The organism is Luteibacter mycovicinus (genome assembly GCF_000745235.1).
GTDB classification, from domain to species: Bacteria; Pseudomonadota; Gammaproteobacteria; order Xanthomonadales; family Rhodanobacteraceae; genus Luteibacter; species Luteibacter mycovicinus.
The window spans coordinates 3,059,441-3,077,479 of record NZ_JQNL01000001.1 but is presented as its reverse complement, the minus strand read 5'-3'; the positions used below and the strand labels follow the sequence as shown (position 1 = coordinate 3,077,479).

Annotated in this window: 14 protein-coding genes; 4 read left to right on the top strand and 10 right to left on the bottom strand. The window is 65.9% G+C overall.

Annotation, left to right across the window (positions count from 1 at the left end):
• Positions 1 to 29: 29 nt before the first annotated feature.
• From FA85_RS13445 to FA85_RS13415, 7 genes are all read right to left on the bottom strand, one after another.
• Positions 30 to 923 (bottom strand): SDR family oxidoreductase, encoded by an 894-nt coding sequence (locus FA85_RS13445; protein WP_239740010.1) that lies wholly within the window; start codon positions 921 to 923, stop codon positions 30 to 32.
• Positions 924 to 1,140: 217 nt separating this feature from the next.
• Positions 1,141 to 3,075: a response regulator gene (locus FA85_RS13440; RefSeq protein WP_036116030.1), complete on the bottom strand. Its 1,935-nt coding sequence runs from the start codon at positions 3,073 to 3,075 to the stop codon at positions 1,141 to 1,143.
• Entirely contained in the window at positions 3,062 to 3,913 is an 852-nt protein-coding gene (locus FA85_RS13435) for a sensor histidine kinase (protein WP_036116032.1), read from the bottom strand. The genes FA85_RS13440 and FA85_RS13435 overlap by 14 nt, the downstream gene beginning before the upstream one ends.
• The gene (locus FA85_RS13430) at positions 3,910 to 4,923 is read right to left on the bottom strand and encodes an ATP-binding protein (protein ID WP_036116035.1); all 1,014 of its coding nucleotides are present in this window, start codon (positions 4,921 to 4,923) and stop codon (positions 3,910 to 3,912) included. The genes FA85_RS13435 and FA85_RS13430 overlap by 4 nt, the downstream gene beginning before the upstream one ends.
• A complete protein-coding gene (locus tag FA85_RS13425) occupies positions 4,914 to 5,318 on the bottom strand; it encodes an anti-sigma regulatory factor (RefSeq protein WP_036116037.1) in 405 nt (134 codons plus the stop codon). The genes FA85_RS13430 and FA85_RS13425 overlap by 10 nt, the downstream gene beginning before the upstream one ends.
• On the bottom strand, positions 5,315 to 5,677 hold the full coding sequence (locus FA85_RS13420; RefSeq protein WP_036116042.1) for an STAS domain-containing protein: 363 nt from the start codon (positions 5,675 to 5,677) through the stop codon (positions 5,315 to 5,317). The genes FA85_RS13425 and FA85_RS13420 overlap by 4 nt, the downstream gene beginning before the upstream one ends.
• A gap of 4 nt (positions 5,678 to 5,681) precedes the next feature.
• The gene (locus FA85_RS13415) at positions 5,682 to 6,536 is read right to left on the bottom strand and encodes an STAS domain-containing protein (RefSeq protein ID WP_036116045.1); all 855 of its coding nucleotides are present in this window, start codon (positions 6,534 to 6,536) and stop codon (positions 5,682 to 5,684) included.
• 140 nt (positions 6,537 to 6,676) lie between these two features.
• Between FA85_RS13415 and FA85_RS13410 the strand changes: the two genes are divergently transcribed.
• Complete coding sequence (locus FA85_RS13410) at positions 6,677 to 7,027, top strand: response regulator (RefSeq protein ID WP_036116048.1); 351 nt, start codon at positions 6,677 to 6,679, stop codon at positions 7,025 to 7,027.
• Between the two features lie 14 nt (positions 7,028 to 7,041).
• On the opposite strand, the gene FA85_RS13405 is transcribed toward FA85_RS13410, so the two are convergent.
• Both FA85_RS13405 and FA85_RS13400 read right to left on the bottom strand, forming a co-directional pair.
• Positions 7,042 to 7,425, bottom strand: coding sequence for a nuclear transport factor 2 family protein (locus FA85_RS13405; protein WP_036116050.1), 384 nt, complete (start codon positions 7,423 to 7,425; stop codon positions 7,042 to 7,044).
• On the bottom strand, positions 7,422 to 8,345 hold the full coding sequence (locus FA85_RS13400) for a LysR family transcriptional regulator (protein WP_036116052.1): 924 nt from the start codon (positions 8,343 to 8,345) through the stop codon (positions 7,422 to 7,424). The genes FA85_RS13405 and FA85_RS13400 overlap by 4 nt, the downstream gene beginning before the upstream one ends.
• 112 nt (positions 8,346 to 8,457) lie before the next feature.
• Here FA85_RS13400 and FA85_RS13395 point away from each other — a divergent pair, with 112 nt between their 5' ends.
• The 3 genes from FA85_RS13395 (at position 8,458) to FA85_RS13385 (ending at position 16,863) form a co-directional block, all read left to right on the top strand.
• Positions 8,458 to 9,522 (top strand): aldo/keto reductase, encoded by a 1,065-nt coding sequence (locus FA85_RS13395; protein ID WP_036116053.1) that lies wholly within the window; start codon positions 8,458 to 8,460, stop codon positions 9,520 to 9,522.
• An 83-nt stretch (positions 9,523 to 9,605) separates the two neighbouring features.
• Positions 9,606 to 10,988 (top strand): D-serine/D-alanine/glycine transporter, encoded by a 1,383-nt coding sequence (cycA, locus tag FA85_RS13390; RefSeq protein ID WP_156108801.1) that lies wholly within the window; start codon positions 9,606 to 9,608, stop codon positions 10,986 to 10,988.
• Between the two features lie 280 nt (positions 10,989 to 11,268).
• Positions 11,269 to 16,863, top strand: coding sequence for an autotransporter-associated beta strand repeat-containing protein (locus FA85_RS13385; RefSeq protein WP_036116056.1), 5,595 nt, complete (start codon positions 11,269 to 11,271; stop codon positions 16,861 to 16,863).
• A gap of 37 nt (positions 16,864 to 16,900) precedes the next feature.
• On the opposite strand, the gene FA85_RS13380 is transcribed toward FA85_RS13385, so the two are convergent.
• On the bottom strand, positions 16,901 to 18,034 hold the full coding sequence (locus tag FA85_RS13380) for a hypothetical protein (protein ID WP_036116058.1): 1,134 nt from the start codon (positions 18,032 to 18,034) through the stop codon (positions 16,901 to 16,903).
• Positions 18,035 to 18,039 lie beyond the last annotated feature (5 nt).

Sequence of the window (18,039 nt, the reverse complement as noted above, 5' to 3'; positions counted from 1 at the left end):
CGGGGGTATCCGCGTTTTTGGCAGTCGGCTTACGGGTTGCCCGCGCCACCGGAGGCACCCACGATCTGTCCGGTTTCGTAGGTCGCTTCGGACGATGCGAGCTGGACGTAGATGGGCGCGATTTCGGCAGGCTGGCCGGGACGACCCATGGGCGTATCCGCACCGAATTTCTTCAGATTCTCTTCGGTCTGGCCGCCCGACACCTGCAGCGGCGTCCAGAACGGGCCCGGCGCGACGCCGTTCACACGGATGCCCTTCTTGATCAGCTGCTTCGCCAGCGCCTTCGTAAAAATCATGATTCCGCCCTTGGTGGTGGCGTAATCGAGCAGGTTGGCCGAGGGGCTGTACGCGTTGACCGAGGTCGTATTGACGATGGCGGCACCAGGCGGCAGATGCGGCACGGCGGCCTTGGTGATCCAGAACAACGCGTAGAGATTGGTCTTCATCGTCCAGTCGAAATACTCGGTGGAGATGTCCAGAATGGAATCGAAGCTGTGCTGGCGTCCCGCGTTATTCACCAGGATATCCAGGCCGCCGAGGCCATCGACGGCTTTCTGCACGAGCTGCTTGCACCAGTCTTCATCGCGGATGTCGCCGGGAAGGGCTACGCCCTTGCGTCCCGCCTTGCGGATCAGGTCGATGACTTCTTTCGCATCCGCCTCTTCATCCGGCAGGTAGCTGATGGCGACGTCGGCGCCTTCACGAGCATACGCGATCGCGACGGCACGGCCGATGCCGGAATCGCCGCCTGTGATCAGCGCCTTACGGCCGGCAAGCCGACCGCTGCCCTTGTAGCTGGTTTCGCCGTGATCGGGTCGGGGATTCATTTTGCCGGCAAGGCCGGGCCACGGTTGATTCTGTGCCGCGAAGGGTGGTTTCGGAAAACCCTCGCGGGGGTCCACCAGCCCGCGTGTGCCACTCACCCCTGTAGCCGTCGCACCGACGGCGGCAAAGGTGGGGCCGGCAAAAGCGGCGGCGGCCGCACCGAGTGACGCGGTCTGGACGATGCGACGCCGTGACGCGGAAAAGTCGTCGGTCATGGAAGGTCTCCTGAATAAAAAGATGCTGAACGCCTCAGCATCCGCATCTCCAGTCGACGAACCGTCGTTGTCGCGCGAACGCGGGGCGACGAACCCCGCTTCAGTCAAGCATGTTTCGCACACGCTCCAGAAGGCCATCGATCTCGAAGGGCTTGGTGATCATGTCCATGCCGGGACCGAGAAAACCCGTGCGCTCGGCGGCGCTTTCCGCATAGCCTGTCATGAACAGCACCGGCAGCGTCGGCCGCCAGGCCCGGCCGACCTCGGCGAGCTCCCGCCCGTCCATGCCGGGCATGCCGATGTCGGTCAGCAGAAGGTCGATATCGTCGTCTCCGCGGAGGATGCGCAGTGCCTCGCCCGTATCTTCCGTGGCGACACAGACGTAGCCGGCCTCGCTAAGGATCTCCAGGGCCATCATGCGCACCGACTCGGTGTCCTCGACGATCAGGACGCGCTCGCCGTTGCCGCCCGCCAGGGGACCGCGGTGCGGCGTCGGCGTGACGACCTCGCCCTCGCCGACCGGCAGGAGCAGGGACACGTCCGTGCCTTCCCCGACGACGCTGCTGATCCGCGCATGGCCGCCGGACTGGCGCGCGAAGCCGTAAATCATCGACAGACCCAGGCCCGTACCCTGCCCCACCGGCTTGGTGGTGAAGAACGGTTCGAAGACCTTATCCAGGATGGACGGCTCGATACCCGACCCGTTGTCAGAGACCGTCAGCATCACGTAGTCGCCGCTGGGCAGCTCGGCGTCGCCGCTCACATGAGTGAGTCGCGTCGACACACGGACCGTGCCTCCGCCGGGCATGGCATCGCGCGCGTTGATCACCAGATTGATCACCGCGTTCTCGAGCTGGTTGGCATCCACGCTGGCGATCACCGGCGTGGATGAGAGGAACAGGTCCAGCGTCACGTGCTCACCGATGGTCCGGCGCAACATGTCTTCGAGCGACAGGATGCGCTCGTTGACGTCCGTGGAGCGCGTGTTGAGCGGCTGCTGACGCGCGAAGGCAAGCAGACGATGCGTCAGTGCGGCCGCGCGACGGGCGGAGCCCAGTGCGGCGTCGGCGAATCGTTGCACGCCTTCCGGCTTGCCGGATTCGACCTGGCGGTTGATCAGGTCGATACCCGTGATGATGCTGGTCAGCAGATTGTTGAAGTCATGCGCGATGCCGCCGGTGAGCTTGCCCAGCGCGTCCATTTTCTGCGCCTGCACCAGCTGTGACTCGGTACGTTCGCGCTCGGCGATCTCCAGCGCCAGCTGCATCGTCGCGGTGTCGATCTGTTCGAGCTGCTCGCGCTCGCGCCGGCGCTGTTCGGTGACGTCGTCGACGAAGACCAGACCGGTGTCGTCGCGGTGCGGGGTCATCCGCCACTCGGTTTCGCGGATGCCCGTGCGGGATTTCATGCACAGCACGCCGCGCCAGCGATGCTTGTCGGCGACATGCTGACGCATCTGCGCCAGCAGCTCATCCTGGCCTACGTCGAAGCAGCCATCGAGCTGGTCCGTTCCGCCGGCCTCACCGACGAGGCGACGGAACGCCTCGTTGGACTCGACGACGGACAGGCTTGCATCCACGACGGCGATGGGCGCGGCGATGCTGGTGAATATCTCGCGGAAGCGGGCCTCGGACTCGCGCAGCGCCAGTTCGGTGTCGCGCACGCGTACGAGCGTGCGGATCGTCGCCAGCAGGACATCGGGGTCGACCGGATGCACGAGATACGCATCCGCGCCGTTTTCCAGGCCGGTGATCATGTCGCCCGTTTCGATCGACGCCGCGGACACGTGCACGACGGGAAGCAACAGCGTTTCGGGTGTATCGCGCAGCTTGCGCACGATATCGAAACCGCTCATGTCGGGCAGGTTCACGTCGAGCACGAGGCAGGCGATGTCGTTGCCCGCGATCATCGCGAGACCTTCGGTCCCCGTCCCTGCCTCGAGCACGGTGTAGCCGTGCCGTTCGACGGTGCGCCGCATCGCGTAGCGCGTGGGGGCGTTGTCGTCGACGATCAGGATGCGGTTATTGCGCGGCATCGAGCGCCTCCGTCGGCAACTTCAGGGGCAACACGACGTGGAACACGGAACCGACACCGGGCGTGCTCTCCAGGCCGACTTCCCCGCCCAGCAGATGGGCGAACTGACGGCACAGCGACAGGCCGAGACCGGAGCCGCGAACGCGCTTCTGCAGCGGCGAGTCGATCTGGGTGAAGTCCTCGAACAGGATGCCTTGCAGGTCTTCGGGGATACCGATGCCGGTGTCGCTGACGGCGAAGCGGACGAAGTTACCCTGTTCCATTTTCGCCGTGACGCGCACTTCCCCGCGCGGCGTGAACTTGAGCGCGTTGGAGACGAAATTGCGCAGAATCTGAGCCAGCTTCTTGTCGTCGGTGTAGAGCTTCGGCATGCCCTCGGGCGCATCGAAGATGAGGTCGGCATCCGTCGCATCGACGATAGGACGGAACATGCCACGCAACGCGGTGAACAGGTCCATCAGTTCGAACCATGCCGGCGAGATGGTGATCCGGCCAGCCTCGATCTTCGCGAGGTCGAGCAGGTCGTCGACCATATCGCTGAGCTCGCGCGCCGCACCGCTGACGAAGCCCAGCTGCTTATGCTGTTCATCCGTGAGTGGGCCGTCGAGTTCGTCGTCCAGCAGACGCGTCATGCTCAGGATGGAACCGAGCGGTGTACGGAACTCGTGGCTCATGTACGACAGGAACCGGCTTTTCAGCTCCGAGGCCTGGCGCAACTGCTCCGCCTGGGAGTCGAGCTCCGCGTACAACGCGAGCACACCCTGGTTGGTTTCTTCCAGCTCGGCCCGCAGCGCGTCATTTTCGGCGCGCAGGCGTTCGATCTCTTCGGGATCGCTCATGCCGTGGCCTCCAGTCGTATCGCAAAGACGGTTGCATCATCGCGACCACGACAGAAATCCCGGTGAAGGAGCGCCGCGATCACCGCCGGGTGGCGAGTGCCGAGGCCGGGATAATCCTTCAGGGACCAGCGCGACTGCAGACCGTCGCTGTGCATGATCAACAGGCGGCCGGCCACGTCGGGGAAATCGAACGCCTGCGCCCGACGCGCCTGCACGCCCACGATGCCCGGATGCGAGGCGAGCCCGCGCGAACCGTCCAGCGTATGCAGCCCGGCGGAAATATTGCCGATACCGGTGTAGCGAAGGCTTTCGCTCCTGCGGTCGAACCGCGCGACCGCCACCGCACCGCCACGGCCGCCGTGCATCGCCGTGTCCAGCAAGACCATCAGGCTCACGGGTTCCTCGAACGGCGTCGCTCGCCAGGCGTCGATGCACGCGCGCGCGGCCTCGTGCGCCGCGACGCCGTGGCCGAGCCCATCGACCATCACGATCTCCGCGGCGTCGGCGTTGAGTGCCATGCCCCAGCCATCGCCGGAGACCGGCTCGCTGTGCAGGGCATGGTGACTCGCACCAAAGCGGATGTCCGCGCGTGTGAAGCCCTTGGGATACATGCGCGCCAGCACGACCGACCCTCGCGCGTCGGCGTACATGTCCATGATATCGGCCTGACGCTTCACCGCGCCCAGGCCCTCACCACGTGTCCCCCCCGTGGAAAAACCGTCGGGCAGGCAGTCGGCCAGATTGAATCCGGGGCCGCGATCGACCGCGATGATCTCGACACCCCGGGTATCGATCCCGGGGACGGTGGCCACGTGAATCTCGCCACCACGGGCGTGCTTAAGCACGTTGGTGGCCAGTTCCGTGGCGATCAGGGCGACACGTCCCGCGTCAGTGGCATCGAAACCGGCCTGCGTGGCGATCTGTTGTGCGACACGCCTCGCCTGGCCGATCTGGCTGGTCTCTTCGACCGGCACGACGTCGGTCAGGCCACCATCGAAGGTCAGGTCCATTTGCAGATCATCACCCGGGTGCCAACGCCCGGCGTGCTCTCCACCGAAAAGTCGTCGACCAGACGCTTCGCGCCCGTGAGGCCGAGACCCAGGCCACCACCGGAGGTCCACCCATCGGTCATGGCCAGTTTGAGATCGGGGATGCCGGGGCCTTCGTCGCGAAAGACCAGACGCAGGCCCTTGCGACGTTCTTCCTCCAGGATCTCCCAGTCCATGTCGCCGCCACCGCCGTAGATCACGGCATTGCGAGCGAGCTCGCTGGCCGCCGTGATCAGCTTGGTCTGGTCGACAAGACGCAGGCCGCACTCGACCGCCAGCTTACGGGCGGTCTGTCGCGCCAGAACCACGTCCTGCTCGATGCGGACGGCTTGCGACCCGCTCTTGAGTACGCTCATTGGTCGTGCACGCGTTCGCGTAGCAGCTTCATGCCGCGCTCGACGTCCAGCGCCGTGCTGATCCCGGGAAGCGTGAGGCCGAGTTCGACGAGGGTGATGGCGACCGCCGGCTGCATGCCGACGAGCACGGTTTCGGCATCCATGATCCTGGACAGGCCGGAGATCGTCCCGATCATGCGGCCGATGAAGGAGTCGACGATATCCAGTCCGGAGATGTCGATCAGGACGCCACGCGCCGACGTGCGGCTGATCCGCTCGGACAGATCGTCCTGCAGCGTCAGCGCCAGCTGGTCATGCATGTCGACCTGGATGGTGACGAGCAGGAACTCGCCCATGCGCAGGATAGGGATGCGGTCCATGGCGTCAGTCGGCCCTGGAGACCGTGATGCCCGAGCGCTTCAGCGCCAGCGCCAGCGCATCGGCGAGGTTCGCCTTGGTCACGATGCCCTGCAGGTCGAGGCCCAGGTGCACGATGGTCTGCGCGATCTGGGGACGCACGCCGCTGATGATGGCATCGGCGCCCATGAGACGGATCGCCGTGACCGTCTTGAGCAGGTGCTGCGCCACCAGCGTATCCACCGTGGGCACACCGGTAATGTCGATGATGGCGATTTCCGAGCCGGTCTCGACGATACGCTGGAGCAGCGATTCCATGACGACCTGCGTACGCTGCGAGTCCAGCGTGCCGATCATCGGCAGGGCCAGCACGCCTTCCCAGAGCTTCACCACCGGGGTGGAGAGTTCGAGCAGTTCTTCCTGCTGCCGGGCGATGACCTCTTCGCGGGACTTCTGGAAGGCACGGATCGTGTGCATGCCGAGCGAGTCGAGCAACTCCGAAATCGCCCAGAGCTGCTGTGCCAGCTCGACCGGCTCGGACGCATAAACGGTCTGCAGCAGGTCGAACAGGGGACGCTTCAGCGAGAAGATGAAGCTGGCCGTGGCCTGAGAATCGAAACCCTGCTGGGCGCGGCTGCGCGAGAGCTTTTCGAGAAAGGCACGCGTTTCGGACCACTCCTGATTGGCGATGCTCCCCTCACCGGCGTTGGCACCCCCGACCAGCAGGCGGAGGAAGTCGCGGGTCTGGCCGTCGAACTCGACCTGGTTGATGCGGGCGTCCCGTGACGCGCCACTGGTCTCGAGGTTGGCCTGCCAGGTGGCCAGCAGCTGGGCCTCGTGCGTGCGAATGGCTTCTATGGTGCGCTGGCTCAGTGCGGTCATGGTGATCCCCCTTAAAAGTCATATGATGCGTGCCCGTCGGGCGCAATGGAATAGCACCCACCGGACGACTTTCATTGACATCGGGTTCACGTCGGAACCGGTATCTGCCTCGCTGTTAACTCCTTCAAAAGTATCGTCCCATGACCACTGACCCGAAGCTTGTCGTCCTGCTCGTCGAGGACGATGACGCCATCCGCGAACTCACGGCGATGATCCTCGAGGGGGATTACGAGGTGCACACCGCGCGCAACGGTGACGAAGCCGAGGCCTGGCTGAAGACGGGCAAGGCCAACCTGCTGTTCACCGACGTGCGCATGCCCGGCACGGTGTCGGGTCAGGAACTCGCCACGCGCCACAGCGACATGCCGATTCTGGTCACGTCCGGCGAGGCGAAAGAGCAGCATGAATGGGTTCGCGAGCCCATGGGATACCTCCCCAAGCCGTACGACCGCAAGAGCCTGCTCGCCGCCGTGCAGCGGCTGGCCGCCTGAGTCGCTGCCGTCGGTCAGCCGCGGTCGATCACCCGCGAAATCCTGCTGTCGCGGAAGCTGAATTCCGAGGCGCCCTGCATCTCGATGATGGTGCCCGCGCCCGGCCCGTCGGGGATGTCCTCGGCGATCTCGCCGTGGAAATCGATCGTCGCCACCACGACCTCGCCCTCGTCGCGTAGCTCGACTATAGTCTGCGCCCGCGAGGCGAACAGCGCGGCGCCGACGCGGGCGAGCTTTTCGAAGTCGGCTTTGCCATCCGTCGCCACGGCCAGCTCACCCGCCGCATGGTGCTCGAAGCGCACGTCATCGGTGAGGGTCACCAGCATGCCTTCGACATCGAAGCGGTTGTAGGCATCGATATAGGCCTCGATCAGGGCCTGGTGATAATCGGCGGTCATGGCATGGCTCCCTGGATGGCGTCGGGCGCGTGGCGTTCGCGCAGAAAGTCGATGAAGACGCGCAGCTTCCGCGGCATGTGCATTCGACTGGGATAGTACACATGGAACGCCTCGAACGTGGGCCAGTAGTCTTCCAGCACAGGGACCAGGCGGCCCGCGTCGAGGTCTTCCCGCACCAGTGGCTCGAAATGGCAGCCGATGCCGACACCGGCCCGCGCCGCGCTGAGCAGCACATCGCCATCGTTGCTGACGAGGGCGGGTGTGGTCTCGACCTCGACGATACGGCCGTCCTGCTCGAAGTCCCAGAGCATCACGCTGCGTTCGTTCGCGAGGCGAATGGATACGCACCGATGATCGAGCAGGTCCGCGGGCGTGCGTGGCAGGCCGTGCCGCGCGACGTAGCCGGGCGAGGCGAAGGTCGCGATGCGCTGCGGACCGCCGATCGGTACCGCCACCATGTCCTTCGCGAGGCTCTCGCCGATACGAAAGCCCGCGTCGAAACCGCCGTCGATCAGGTCGAGGAAGGTGTTATCGCAATGCAGGTCGACGATCACCTCCGGATAGGCGGCCGTGAAGGCAGCCAGGTGCGGCAGGACAATGACATCCGCCACGACACGCGCGAGGTTGATACGCAACAGGCCGGCGGGCGATTCACGCAACTCGGTGACCGTGTCCATCGCGTGTGACAGGACATCCAGCCCGGGACGGGCATCGTCGAGGAAACGCTGACCGATCTCGGTGACGCCGACCCGGCGCGTCGTACGGTCCAGCAGACGCACGCCGAGGCGCCGCTCCAGATTCCGCATCGATTGCGACAAGGCCGAGGGCGACACGCCCAGCTCGGCGGCCGCCCGGGTGAAACTCGCGTGGTGCGCCACGCGCGCGAAGGCGGCGATGGCGGGCAGCAGGTCGGACGACATCGGGCACCCCCATTGTGAAGCCGGACTTCATAGCCTATGGCGAGCAACCCCATTTATCCAGCGGAATAGGGCGCCTATCGTTCCAGCCTCTTTCCCGTTCCTGGAGTGGACCATGAGCAAGCGACTGAACGACTACCTCACCCTCGGCCGCTCCGGCCTGCGCGTCAGCCCGGTCTCGCTGGGCACGATGACCTTCGGCGACGACTGGGGCTGGGGCGCCGCCGAAGTGGAATCGCGCCGCATGCTGGACATCTATATGGAGCGCGGCGGCAATTTCATCGACACCGCCAATTTCTACACGGGCGGTACGTCGGAGACCTTGCTCGGCAGGTTCCTCGCCGGCCGCCGCGACAACGCCGTGATCGCGACGAAGTATTCGCTCAACACCGAGCCGGGCCATCCGAACGCCGGCGGCAACCACCGCCGCAACATGGTCCGCGCGGTGGAAGCGAGCCTGCGCCGTCTCGATACCGACTACATCGACCTCTATTACCTGCATGTCTGGGACGGGCTGGCACCGATCGAGGAGATCATGCGCGGCTTCGACGACCTCGTCACCGCGGGAAAGATCGTTTACGCCGGCATTTCCGACACACCGGCATGGCAGGTCGCGCGCATGCAGACGCTGGCCGATCTGCGCGGCTGGGCGCCACTGGTGGCCTTGCAGATCGAGCACAGTCTGATCGAGCGCACCGTCGAACACGATCTCCTGCCGATGGCGCAGGAGCTGGGTCTCGGCGTGCTCGCCTGGTCGCCGCTGGGCATGGGCATGCTGACCGGCAAGTACACGCGCGAAGACATCGAGAAGCATAAGGGGGCGGATGTGTGGAGCGGTACGCGCTCTGCCGTCGTGTCGGGGATGGGCGGTTTGAGCGAGCGCAACTTCGACATTGTCGACGTGCTCAGGCAGGTTGCCAGCGAGCTTGGGTATTCACTGGCGCAGACAGCGATCGCCTGGCTTCTGGCGAAGCAGATGCCGACGGTGATTCCGATCCTCGGTGCACGCACGGCGGAGCAGTTCGAAGAAAACCTGGCGGCCCTGGAGGTGACGTTTACGGATGCGCAGTTGCGCCGACTGGATGAGGCGAGCGCGGTCACACCCATTTTTCCGCACTCGTTCCTGCCGCGGGTGATGCCTCAGGTGCTGGGTGGGGCGAGCGTGGTGAGACCTCGCTGAGCCCACGTCGCCGGAACACACTGAGAATCCTTGCCGGATAGGGGCCACCCCCGTATGTTCACCGCTTCCGTCCCGACCCGAGCATGCCGATGTCCCTTCCGCCGGAGCAGTCCCCCGAGCAGCACCTCAGGCGCAGCCTGTCCAATCGCCACCTGCAGCTGATCGCCATCGGCGGCGCCATCGGTACCGGCCTGTTCATGGGCTCGGGCAAGACGATCAGTCTTGCCGGGCCGTCCATCCTCTTCGTCTACCTGATCATCGGCGTGATGCTGTTCTTCGTCATGCGGGCGATGGGCGAGCTGCTGCTGTCCAACCTCGAGTACAAGTCGTTCATCGATTTTTCGACCGACCTGCTCGGGCCATGGGCCGGATTTTATTGCGGATGGACGTACTGGTTCTGCTGGATCATCACCGCCATCGCCGATGTGATCGCGATCTCCTCGTATGCCCAGTTCTGGTTCCCGGGACTGGCACCGTGGATACCGGCGGTACTGTGCGTGGCGCTCCTGCTGGTGCTGAATCTGACGACGGTCAAACTGTTCGGCGAGATGGAATTCTGGTTCGCGCTGATCAAGATCATCGCCATCTGCGCACTGATCGTCACCGGCTTCGGCATGGTGGCCTGGGCGTTCAGGTCGCCCGATGGCCACGTCGCCTCCCTGTCCAATCTGTGGAGTGACGGTGGCTTCTTCCCGATGGGCATCGGTGGCTTCTTTGCCGGGTTCCAGATCGCGGTGTTCGCCTTCGTCGGTATCGAACTGGTCGGCACGACAGCCGCCGAGACGGCCGACCCGGAGCGCAACCTGCCCAAGGCGATCAACTCGATCCCCGTGCGCATCATCCTGTTCTACGTGCTCGCCCTCGTGGTGATCATGTCGGTGACGCCGTGGCGCCAGGTGGTGCCGGGCAAGAGCCCGTTCGTCGAACTGTTCCTGCTGGCCGGCATCCCCGCCGCGGCCAGCCTGATCAACTTCGTAGTGCTGACCTCGGCCACCTCGTCCGCCAACAGCGGCATCTTCTCGACCAGCCGCATGTTGTTCGGTCTGGCCGAAGAGAACCACGCTCCGTCGGCCTTCGCAAAGTTGTCCAGGGCCGCGGTGCCTTCGCGCGGCCTGCTCTTCTCGTGCATCTGCCTGCTGGGCGGCGCGATGCTGGTTGCCGTGGTGCCCAACCTCGTGACCGCATTTACGCTGGTGACGACCCTGGCGGCGATTCTCTTCATGTTCGTGTGGTCGCTGATTCTGGCGGCGTATATCGCGTACCGGCGCAAGCGCCCGGAGCTCCACGCGGTGTCGTCGTACAAGATGCCGGGCGGCGTGTTCATGTGCTGGGTGTGTCTGGCGTTTTTCGCCTTCGTGCTGGTGTTGCTGGCCCTGGAAAGCGATACGCGTCAGGCGCTGATCGCGAGCCCGGTGTGGTTTGCGATTCTGGCGATCGGCTATGCCCTGCGCCGCCGCAAGGCGTGAAACGCTGACAGGCTCAGCTCCCACCGGTGAGCTGGCGGGTGCAAGCCACACCGGAACGTCCCTTAGCTCATGTCGGTTGCGATCGAAATCCGCCAGTAAAGGAAAGCCGCCAGGCGCCGATACACCAAATATGTGACATGCGTCACACTTGGTGGTGGCCACTCAAAATTGCACCTACGGGTGCGTGAGACGGCGATCACAGGGATGCCCTGCCCGTCGTCGAGGCAGGGCTTCGGGGGACGCGCGCGCGCGGTCGCTAATCAGCAGGGGTTCGTGCCACATGGTTATCCGTTTTCGCCCGGCGGCACGCACGTCGGTATACGGTGCGCGCGTGCCGCGCCGTCGTACCCTGACGCTCTGCATTCTTGCCGCCTGCGCTGTGACGCCGGCCATCGCCTTTGCCGGCCAGGACAACGGTGGCTCCCGCCAGAACTACGCCGGTGCCGGCGGATCGGGATCCGGCTCACCGGGCGGCGGTGGTGTCGGCGGAGCCGGCGGTTATTACCAGCTCAACTTCTTCAGTTACAGCTCGAACGGCAACGGCAGCGCGGGCAACGCGGGCTGGGCGGGCAGCGGCCCTGGCGGCGCCGGTGGCGCCGGGGGCAACGCCTCGATCACCACGTCGGGCCCAAGTACCTTCGCCGCGGCGACGTTTACCGGCGGCAACGGTGCCAACTCGACCAATGGCGCGGCGGGCGGTGGAGGCGGCGGCGTCTCGGTCTATTTCACGACGGCGGGCAACACGGTTCCCGTGGGCACGACGCTTCGGGGCGGCAGCGGCGGCAATGGTGGCGATGACGTCGGCGGTGGTGCGGGCGGCGGCGGTGGCGGCGGCTCCGGAGCGTCGCTGGCGAACGGCGCGACGCTCACGAATGCCGGCCTGATCGTCGGCGGTAACGGTGGCGCCAGCGGCGCAGCGACCGACCCCACCCGGCAAGGCGCCGGCGGCGGTGGCGGAGGTGCGGGCGTGTGGCTGGCACCCGGCACCACCTTTACCAATCAGGGGACGGTCACCGGGGGTAACGGTGGTGTGGCACGTGACACCGGTGGTGCGGGCGGCGGCGGTACAGGCATCGTCTCCGACAACGGCGGCGCCTCCCTCGTCAACGCCGGCACCGTCATCGGCGGGCTGAGCGGCACGGGCGCACGGGCTCATGCCTTCGACCTCTACGGCGGCAACAACCTCCTCACCCTTTCGACCGGCACGTCGCTGACGGGGGACGTTTATGCCTATGGCGCATCCAACGAGTTACGCCTGGGTGGCAACGGCTCGACAGCCAGTAACGTCTCCGGCTTCGACGTCGTTTCCGCGACCGCCAACGCGAGCTGGGCGCTCAACGGTGCGTTTCTGCGGGGTGGCAGCACGCGTTTCGAGATCGCCAGCGGCGCGACGGCAACACTGGCCGGTGCCGTCACCGGCGGCGGCGACGTCATCAAGAACGGCGCGGGCACGCTGACCCTGTCTGGCAGCAATACGTATACCGGCACCACCACGCTCAATGCAGGCGTGCTGGCGCTGACACAGTCCAATAACGCGCGTGCGCCGTACATCGTCAACGGCGGCACGCTGCAACTGGGAAGCGGCACGTACAACATCGGCAACCTGTCCGGTACCGGCGGTTCGATCGTGGGACCGGGCGTGTTCAACGTTCAGGAGTCCACTGCCGCCACGTACGCGGGCGATGTCGGCGTGGCCTCCTTCCAAAAGGCCGGCGCCGCGACGCTGACGCTCACGGGTAACGTGACCTCGGCCCAACTCGCCATCGGCGCCGGCACGCTGCAGCTCACCAACAACGCGAACACGCGCGTCGTCGGGGGGAACATCGCCAATCAGGGCACCCTGGCGATCCTCGGCACGGCGGCGACGACGATCAGCGGCAACCTGTCCGGCACCGGTAACCTGACCATCGGCGGCACGGGCCTTGTCGCGCTCGGTGGCAACAACAGCTACACCGGCGGCACGACGGTCGCCAGCGGATCGTCCGTACGCGCCACCAGCAACGCGGCCTTCGGCAGCGGCACGCTGGCGCTGGCAGGTAACAACGCGCTGACCCTCACCACCAACGGCATGTCCATCGCCAACGCCATCACGCTCGGCGGCGCCACCAGTCTCGGCGTCCCCACGGGTCAGTCCGCCACGCTGTCGGGCGCTATCACCGGCGCAGGCGGCATCGTCAAGAGTGGTGACAGCACGCTGACGCTCAGTGGCAACACTTCCTATACGGGCGGCACGTCGCTCTCCGGCGGCGTCCTGGCCCTGACGCAGTCAAACAGCGCACGAGCGGCATACAACATCACCGGCGGCACACTGCAGCTGAGCGGCGCGACGTACAACCTCGGCAACCTGACGGGTACGGGTGGCAGCATCACGGGGACGGGACTGCTCAGCGTGCAGCAATCCTCCGATGCGACGTACGCCGGCAATGTCGCCATCGGCACGCTCTCGAAAACCGGCAGCGCGTGGCTCACGCTGAGCGGCGCGCTGAACGCCGATCACATCGTGATCGATGCCGGCGCGCTTCAGCTGTTCGCCACGAGCGGCACACGCAGCATCGCCGCCGATGTCGTCAACCGGGGCGTTTTCAGCGTGGTCGGTTCGGCTGACCAGACTCTGGCTGGCAATCTGTCGGGCAACGGCAGTCTCGCCTTCGGCGGCAGTGGCCTGCTCACCATCGCGGGAAACAACAGCTACAGCGGCTCGACCTTCATCGATACGGGTACCCGCGTATGTGCCACCAGCAGCACCGCCTTCGGTTCGGGCCTGGTGGCGGGCGCCCAGTTCGCCCTCGACTTCGGCGCCGACGACCTCTCCGTCGCCAATGACTTCAGCCTTGGCAGCGGCGTGACGTTCAACGTCGACGCCGGCCGCAGTGGAACACTCACGGGCACGATCTCCGATATCTCCGGGCTGACCAAAACGGGCACCGGCAAGCTCATCATCGACGGGCACACGACCAACACCGTTGCGACCACCGTGGCGCAGGGCACGCTGACCGTCGGCTCCGTCGCCGGGTCGGCCGCGTACCTGCATGGCGATGCACTCGTGCAGAGCGGCGGCACGCTGGCCGGTCATGGACGCGTGGATGGCGATGTGACCATCGCGTCCGGCGGCGGCATCAGCCCCGGCAACAGCGTGGGCACGCTCAGCGTCGGTGGCGATCTGACGATGCAGTCGGGTAGCAGCCTGAGCTATGAACTCGGTTCGCCTGGCGCGGATTTTCTCCACACGGGCATCGGCGATCGCGTAAGCGTCGGTGGTGACGCGTCCTTCGACGATGTGACGCTCCATCTCGTCACGTCATCCGGCTTCGGCGCCGGTGTCTACCGGCTGTTCGACGTAGGTGGCTTGGCCACCTTTACCAACGGGGGCATTCAGCTGGGCTCGACGCCGGCCGGGGCCCGCCTGACCCTGCGCTATCTTGCCGCCGATCACGCGATCGACCTGCTCAGCACGCAGGGCACCACCCTCTCCTTCTGGAATGCGGACGGTCGCGCCTCCGCCACGACGATGGGCGGTGGAGACGGCACGTGGTCGCTCACCTCGGTGAACTTTACCGACGCGACCGGCAGCGTCACCGCGCCCATGTCGCCGCAGCCCGGCTTCGCCGTCTTCGGCGGAACGGCGGGCACCGTGACACTGGACGCGAGCGCGGGCGACATCGCGGTGACGGGACTGCAGATAATGAGCGACGGCTATCGTCTGACCGGCGCGCCGCTCGTCCTGGCGGGTGACGCCAGCGGCCTGGCCAATGTGCGGGTGGGCGACGGTTCGGCGTCAGGCGCAAACGTCACCGCGACCATCGACAGCGTCGTCCAGGGCACGCACGGACTCACGAAGACCGACGCCGGCACGCTGGTGCTCACGGCTGACAACGCGTGGAGCGGCGGCGTTGCCGTCAACGGCGGCCGGTTGTCCATCGCACGCGATGCCAGCCTCGGCGATGCATCGAATGCGGTGACGCTGGACGGTGGCGTGTTGCGCAACACCGGAGCTTTCGCCAGCGATCGCCACGTTTCCGTGGGAAGCGGCGGAGGCGGCATCGAGACTGCGAGCGATTTAGAGCTCACACAGGGCATCACCGGCAGCGGTGTGTTGCACAAACTCGGTGCGGGAACCTTGCTTCTCACGGGAACCAACAGCTACAGCGGCGGCACGTCGGTTGACGCCGGCACACTGATCGTCGGCGACGGTGCTCACGCGGGCTCGCTCATCGGCTCAGTGGTCGACAACGCGACGCTGGTCTTCGACCGTGCCGACGATGTCACCTTCGATGGCGCGATGTCGGGCACGGGTCGATTGATCAAGCGCGGTGTGGGTAGTTTCGCCATCGGCGATGGCTCGGCATTCACAGGCGCAACGCAGGTCGATGCCGGAACGCTCGACCTGCGCGGTACGCTTGGCGGGAGCGTGACGCTTGGGAGCGACGCGGCACTGACGGGCCAAGGCGCCATCGGTGCACTCGTCGCTTCGAACGGCAGCAGCCTCAGCGTCGCTGGCGATGGCACGACCGGCAGCTTACGCATTACGGGGAACGTCACGCTGGCGGCAGCCTCGCGCTATATCGTGACGGCGACACCTGCCGGTGCAAGCGACCTGATCGCCGCCAGCGGAACCGCCACCCTGCAAGGCGGGCTCGTCGATGCACGCTTCAGCGGCACGACGGTGAAGCCGTCGACGCGCTATACCATCCTGACCGCAGCGGGCGGCGTGACTGGCACCTTCGACAGCGTGACCGTCGACAAGCCCTTCCTCACGCCACGGCTGGCTTACGGTGCGCAAGCCGTCTATCTCGAACTGGATCGCAACGATATCGCTTTCGCGACGCTGGCGACGAATCGGAACGCACGATCGACTGCCACGGCGATTCAGTCGCAGGGCATCGGCGGCGTATTGTTCGATACGCTGGCGGTCCTCGGCCATGCCGACGTGATGCCTGCACTCGACAGTCTTACCGGCGCCGTCTACGCCTCGTCGCGCAGCGCGCGCACGGACGACGCGCGCCAGGTTCGCGACACCGTGCAGCGACACCTCGACGCCTCGAATGACGACGCGCTTCCCGGCAACGGCGCATGGACGGCTACCTGGGGACATTGGGGTAACGCGGGCGGCAGCAGCGCGATCGGGTTCGAACGCGTGCGATCGAACGGCGGCGGCCTGCTGGCCGGTCTCGACCGTGACCTTGATGGCGTACGCGTCGGCGCGCTTGGCGGTGCCGGCGACCTGAGCACGCGCAGTGGCAACGACAGCGTCAACGCGAAGAGCCGCGTCGCGGGCCTTTATGCCGCCGCCACCGTCGATGCGTGGCAGCTCAGTGCAGGCGCGACGTATGCATGGCAGCGTATGGATGCGCATCGTGGACTCGACGTTCCGGGCCTCGCCACGCATCACGCCTCGGCGCGCTACGACGGCAACCTTGCGCAGGGATGGCTCGATGCCGGTTATCGCATCGCCGTGTCGGCCGCTTCGCTCACACCGTTTGCGAATGTCGCGCGTATCCGCACGCAGCAGGATGGGTTCACCGAGCAACAGGCCGATGCGGCGCTTGCGATACGTGGCACGCGTGAAAACGCCACGGTCGTCACCGCCGGCCTGCGTAGCAGGATGTCTATCGGGGACGGTATCGACGCGCACGCAAAGCTCGGTTACCAGCGCGCCTATGGCGATCTCACGCCGATCGATCGTCAGCGGTTCCTCAATGGCGGCGACACGTTCATCATCCAGGGCGCCCCGCTCGCGAGAAACGCCGGTATCGCTGACCTCGGCCTGACCTTCGCCATCGGTCGTCATACGACGGTGGGCGCGAGCTACCAGGGTCGCTTCGGCGGTGGAGGGAAGGATCAGGGCGCGAGGCTGGACGTCGCGGTGCGCTGGTAAGCGGGCTGCGCAATGCCGAACGCGCAACGCAAAGGCGTTATCTCGACCGCCTTTCCTCACCATAGCCCACCGGGAGTTGTCGGCCAGCGGAACGCGTCGTCATGGGTGCGGCATCGAACGTCGTCCACGATGCGTCCGCGTGGCCGTCGTCCAGCCAGCGTAGCGCCTGCTCGATCGTTTCCTTCAGGTGCCCCGGGCCCGGTGGGTCCCCCGCACACATAAGCTGATGATCGCCACAAGCTATGTAGCGGATGGCCATACCGCGTCCACTGGCGAGAAGTGTTGCGACGCCCTGCCGGAATGCGTCAGGCGACCAACTCGCGTCGCGACCGCCCTGAACCAACAACAGGTGCACCGCGGCGGGAAGACGGCGAATCAGGTCCACACCGGAGATCTGCGCCGAACTCGACCATCGGGACATGGGCTGACCCTGCCAGAGCACGGGCGACTGGGGGTGCTTCTGTGCGAAATCGAGCTTGCTTCGGTACTCGCGAACGCTTGCCACGCCTTTTTCGTCCACTCGATCCGAGAACGCCTGATCCACGCGCTGCCTGAGCTGGTCAGCCACCTGCGAGGTACCGAAGCCCGAGATCAGGACCAGATGCGTCGTGGCGGTATTCCCTGCCGCCAGCGCCGCTGCCATGAGAGCGCCATCGGACGTGCCGACGATCATCACGGGCCGCCCGGCGACCCGACCGTCGGTGATGTCATGCAAGGCTCGGCCGTATGCGGCCATGACATCCTCGAACCGATTGGCCTCAAGGAAGGCCGCCGGGCAACCTTCGCTGAGGCCGTGCTCAGGCGCGGCGAACTGCCGTGGAATGCCCGGCGGCTCCACCACGTAGACATCGACATCGCGCAAGCGAGGCAGCGCGAACATCTCCAGTCCGGCATGCGCCTTGCCATCCTTGTCCAGGGCCAGAGCACCGTCACAGCCGGAACCGGGAACGAAGATCACGATAGGCTTCTGTCCGGGCTCACCGTCGCCATACCGGTAGTAGCGACTGCGCACCACGTTGCCGTCGACCAGTTCCGTGCCGGTCACCGGCAGCGTGGCGGGGATGCCCGTCGGACGGAACGTCTGACGAGCTTCGTCCGCGTGAGCCGGCCTATGCGTGGCAAGGCCTACCGCCAGCACGGCCATGGCAGTCAGAATGACGTAGCGTTTCATGGGCT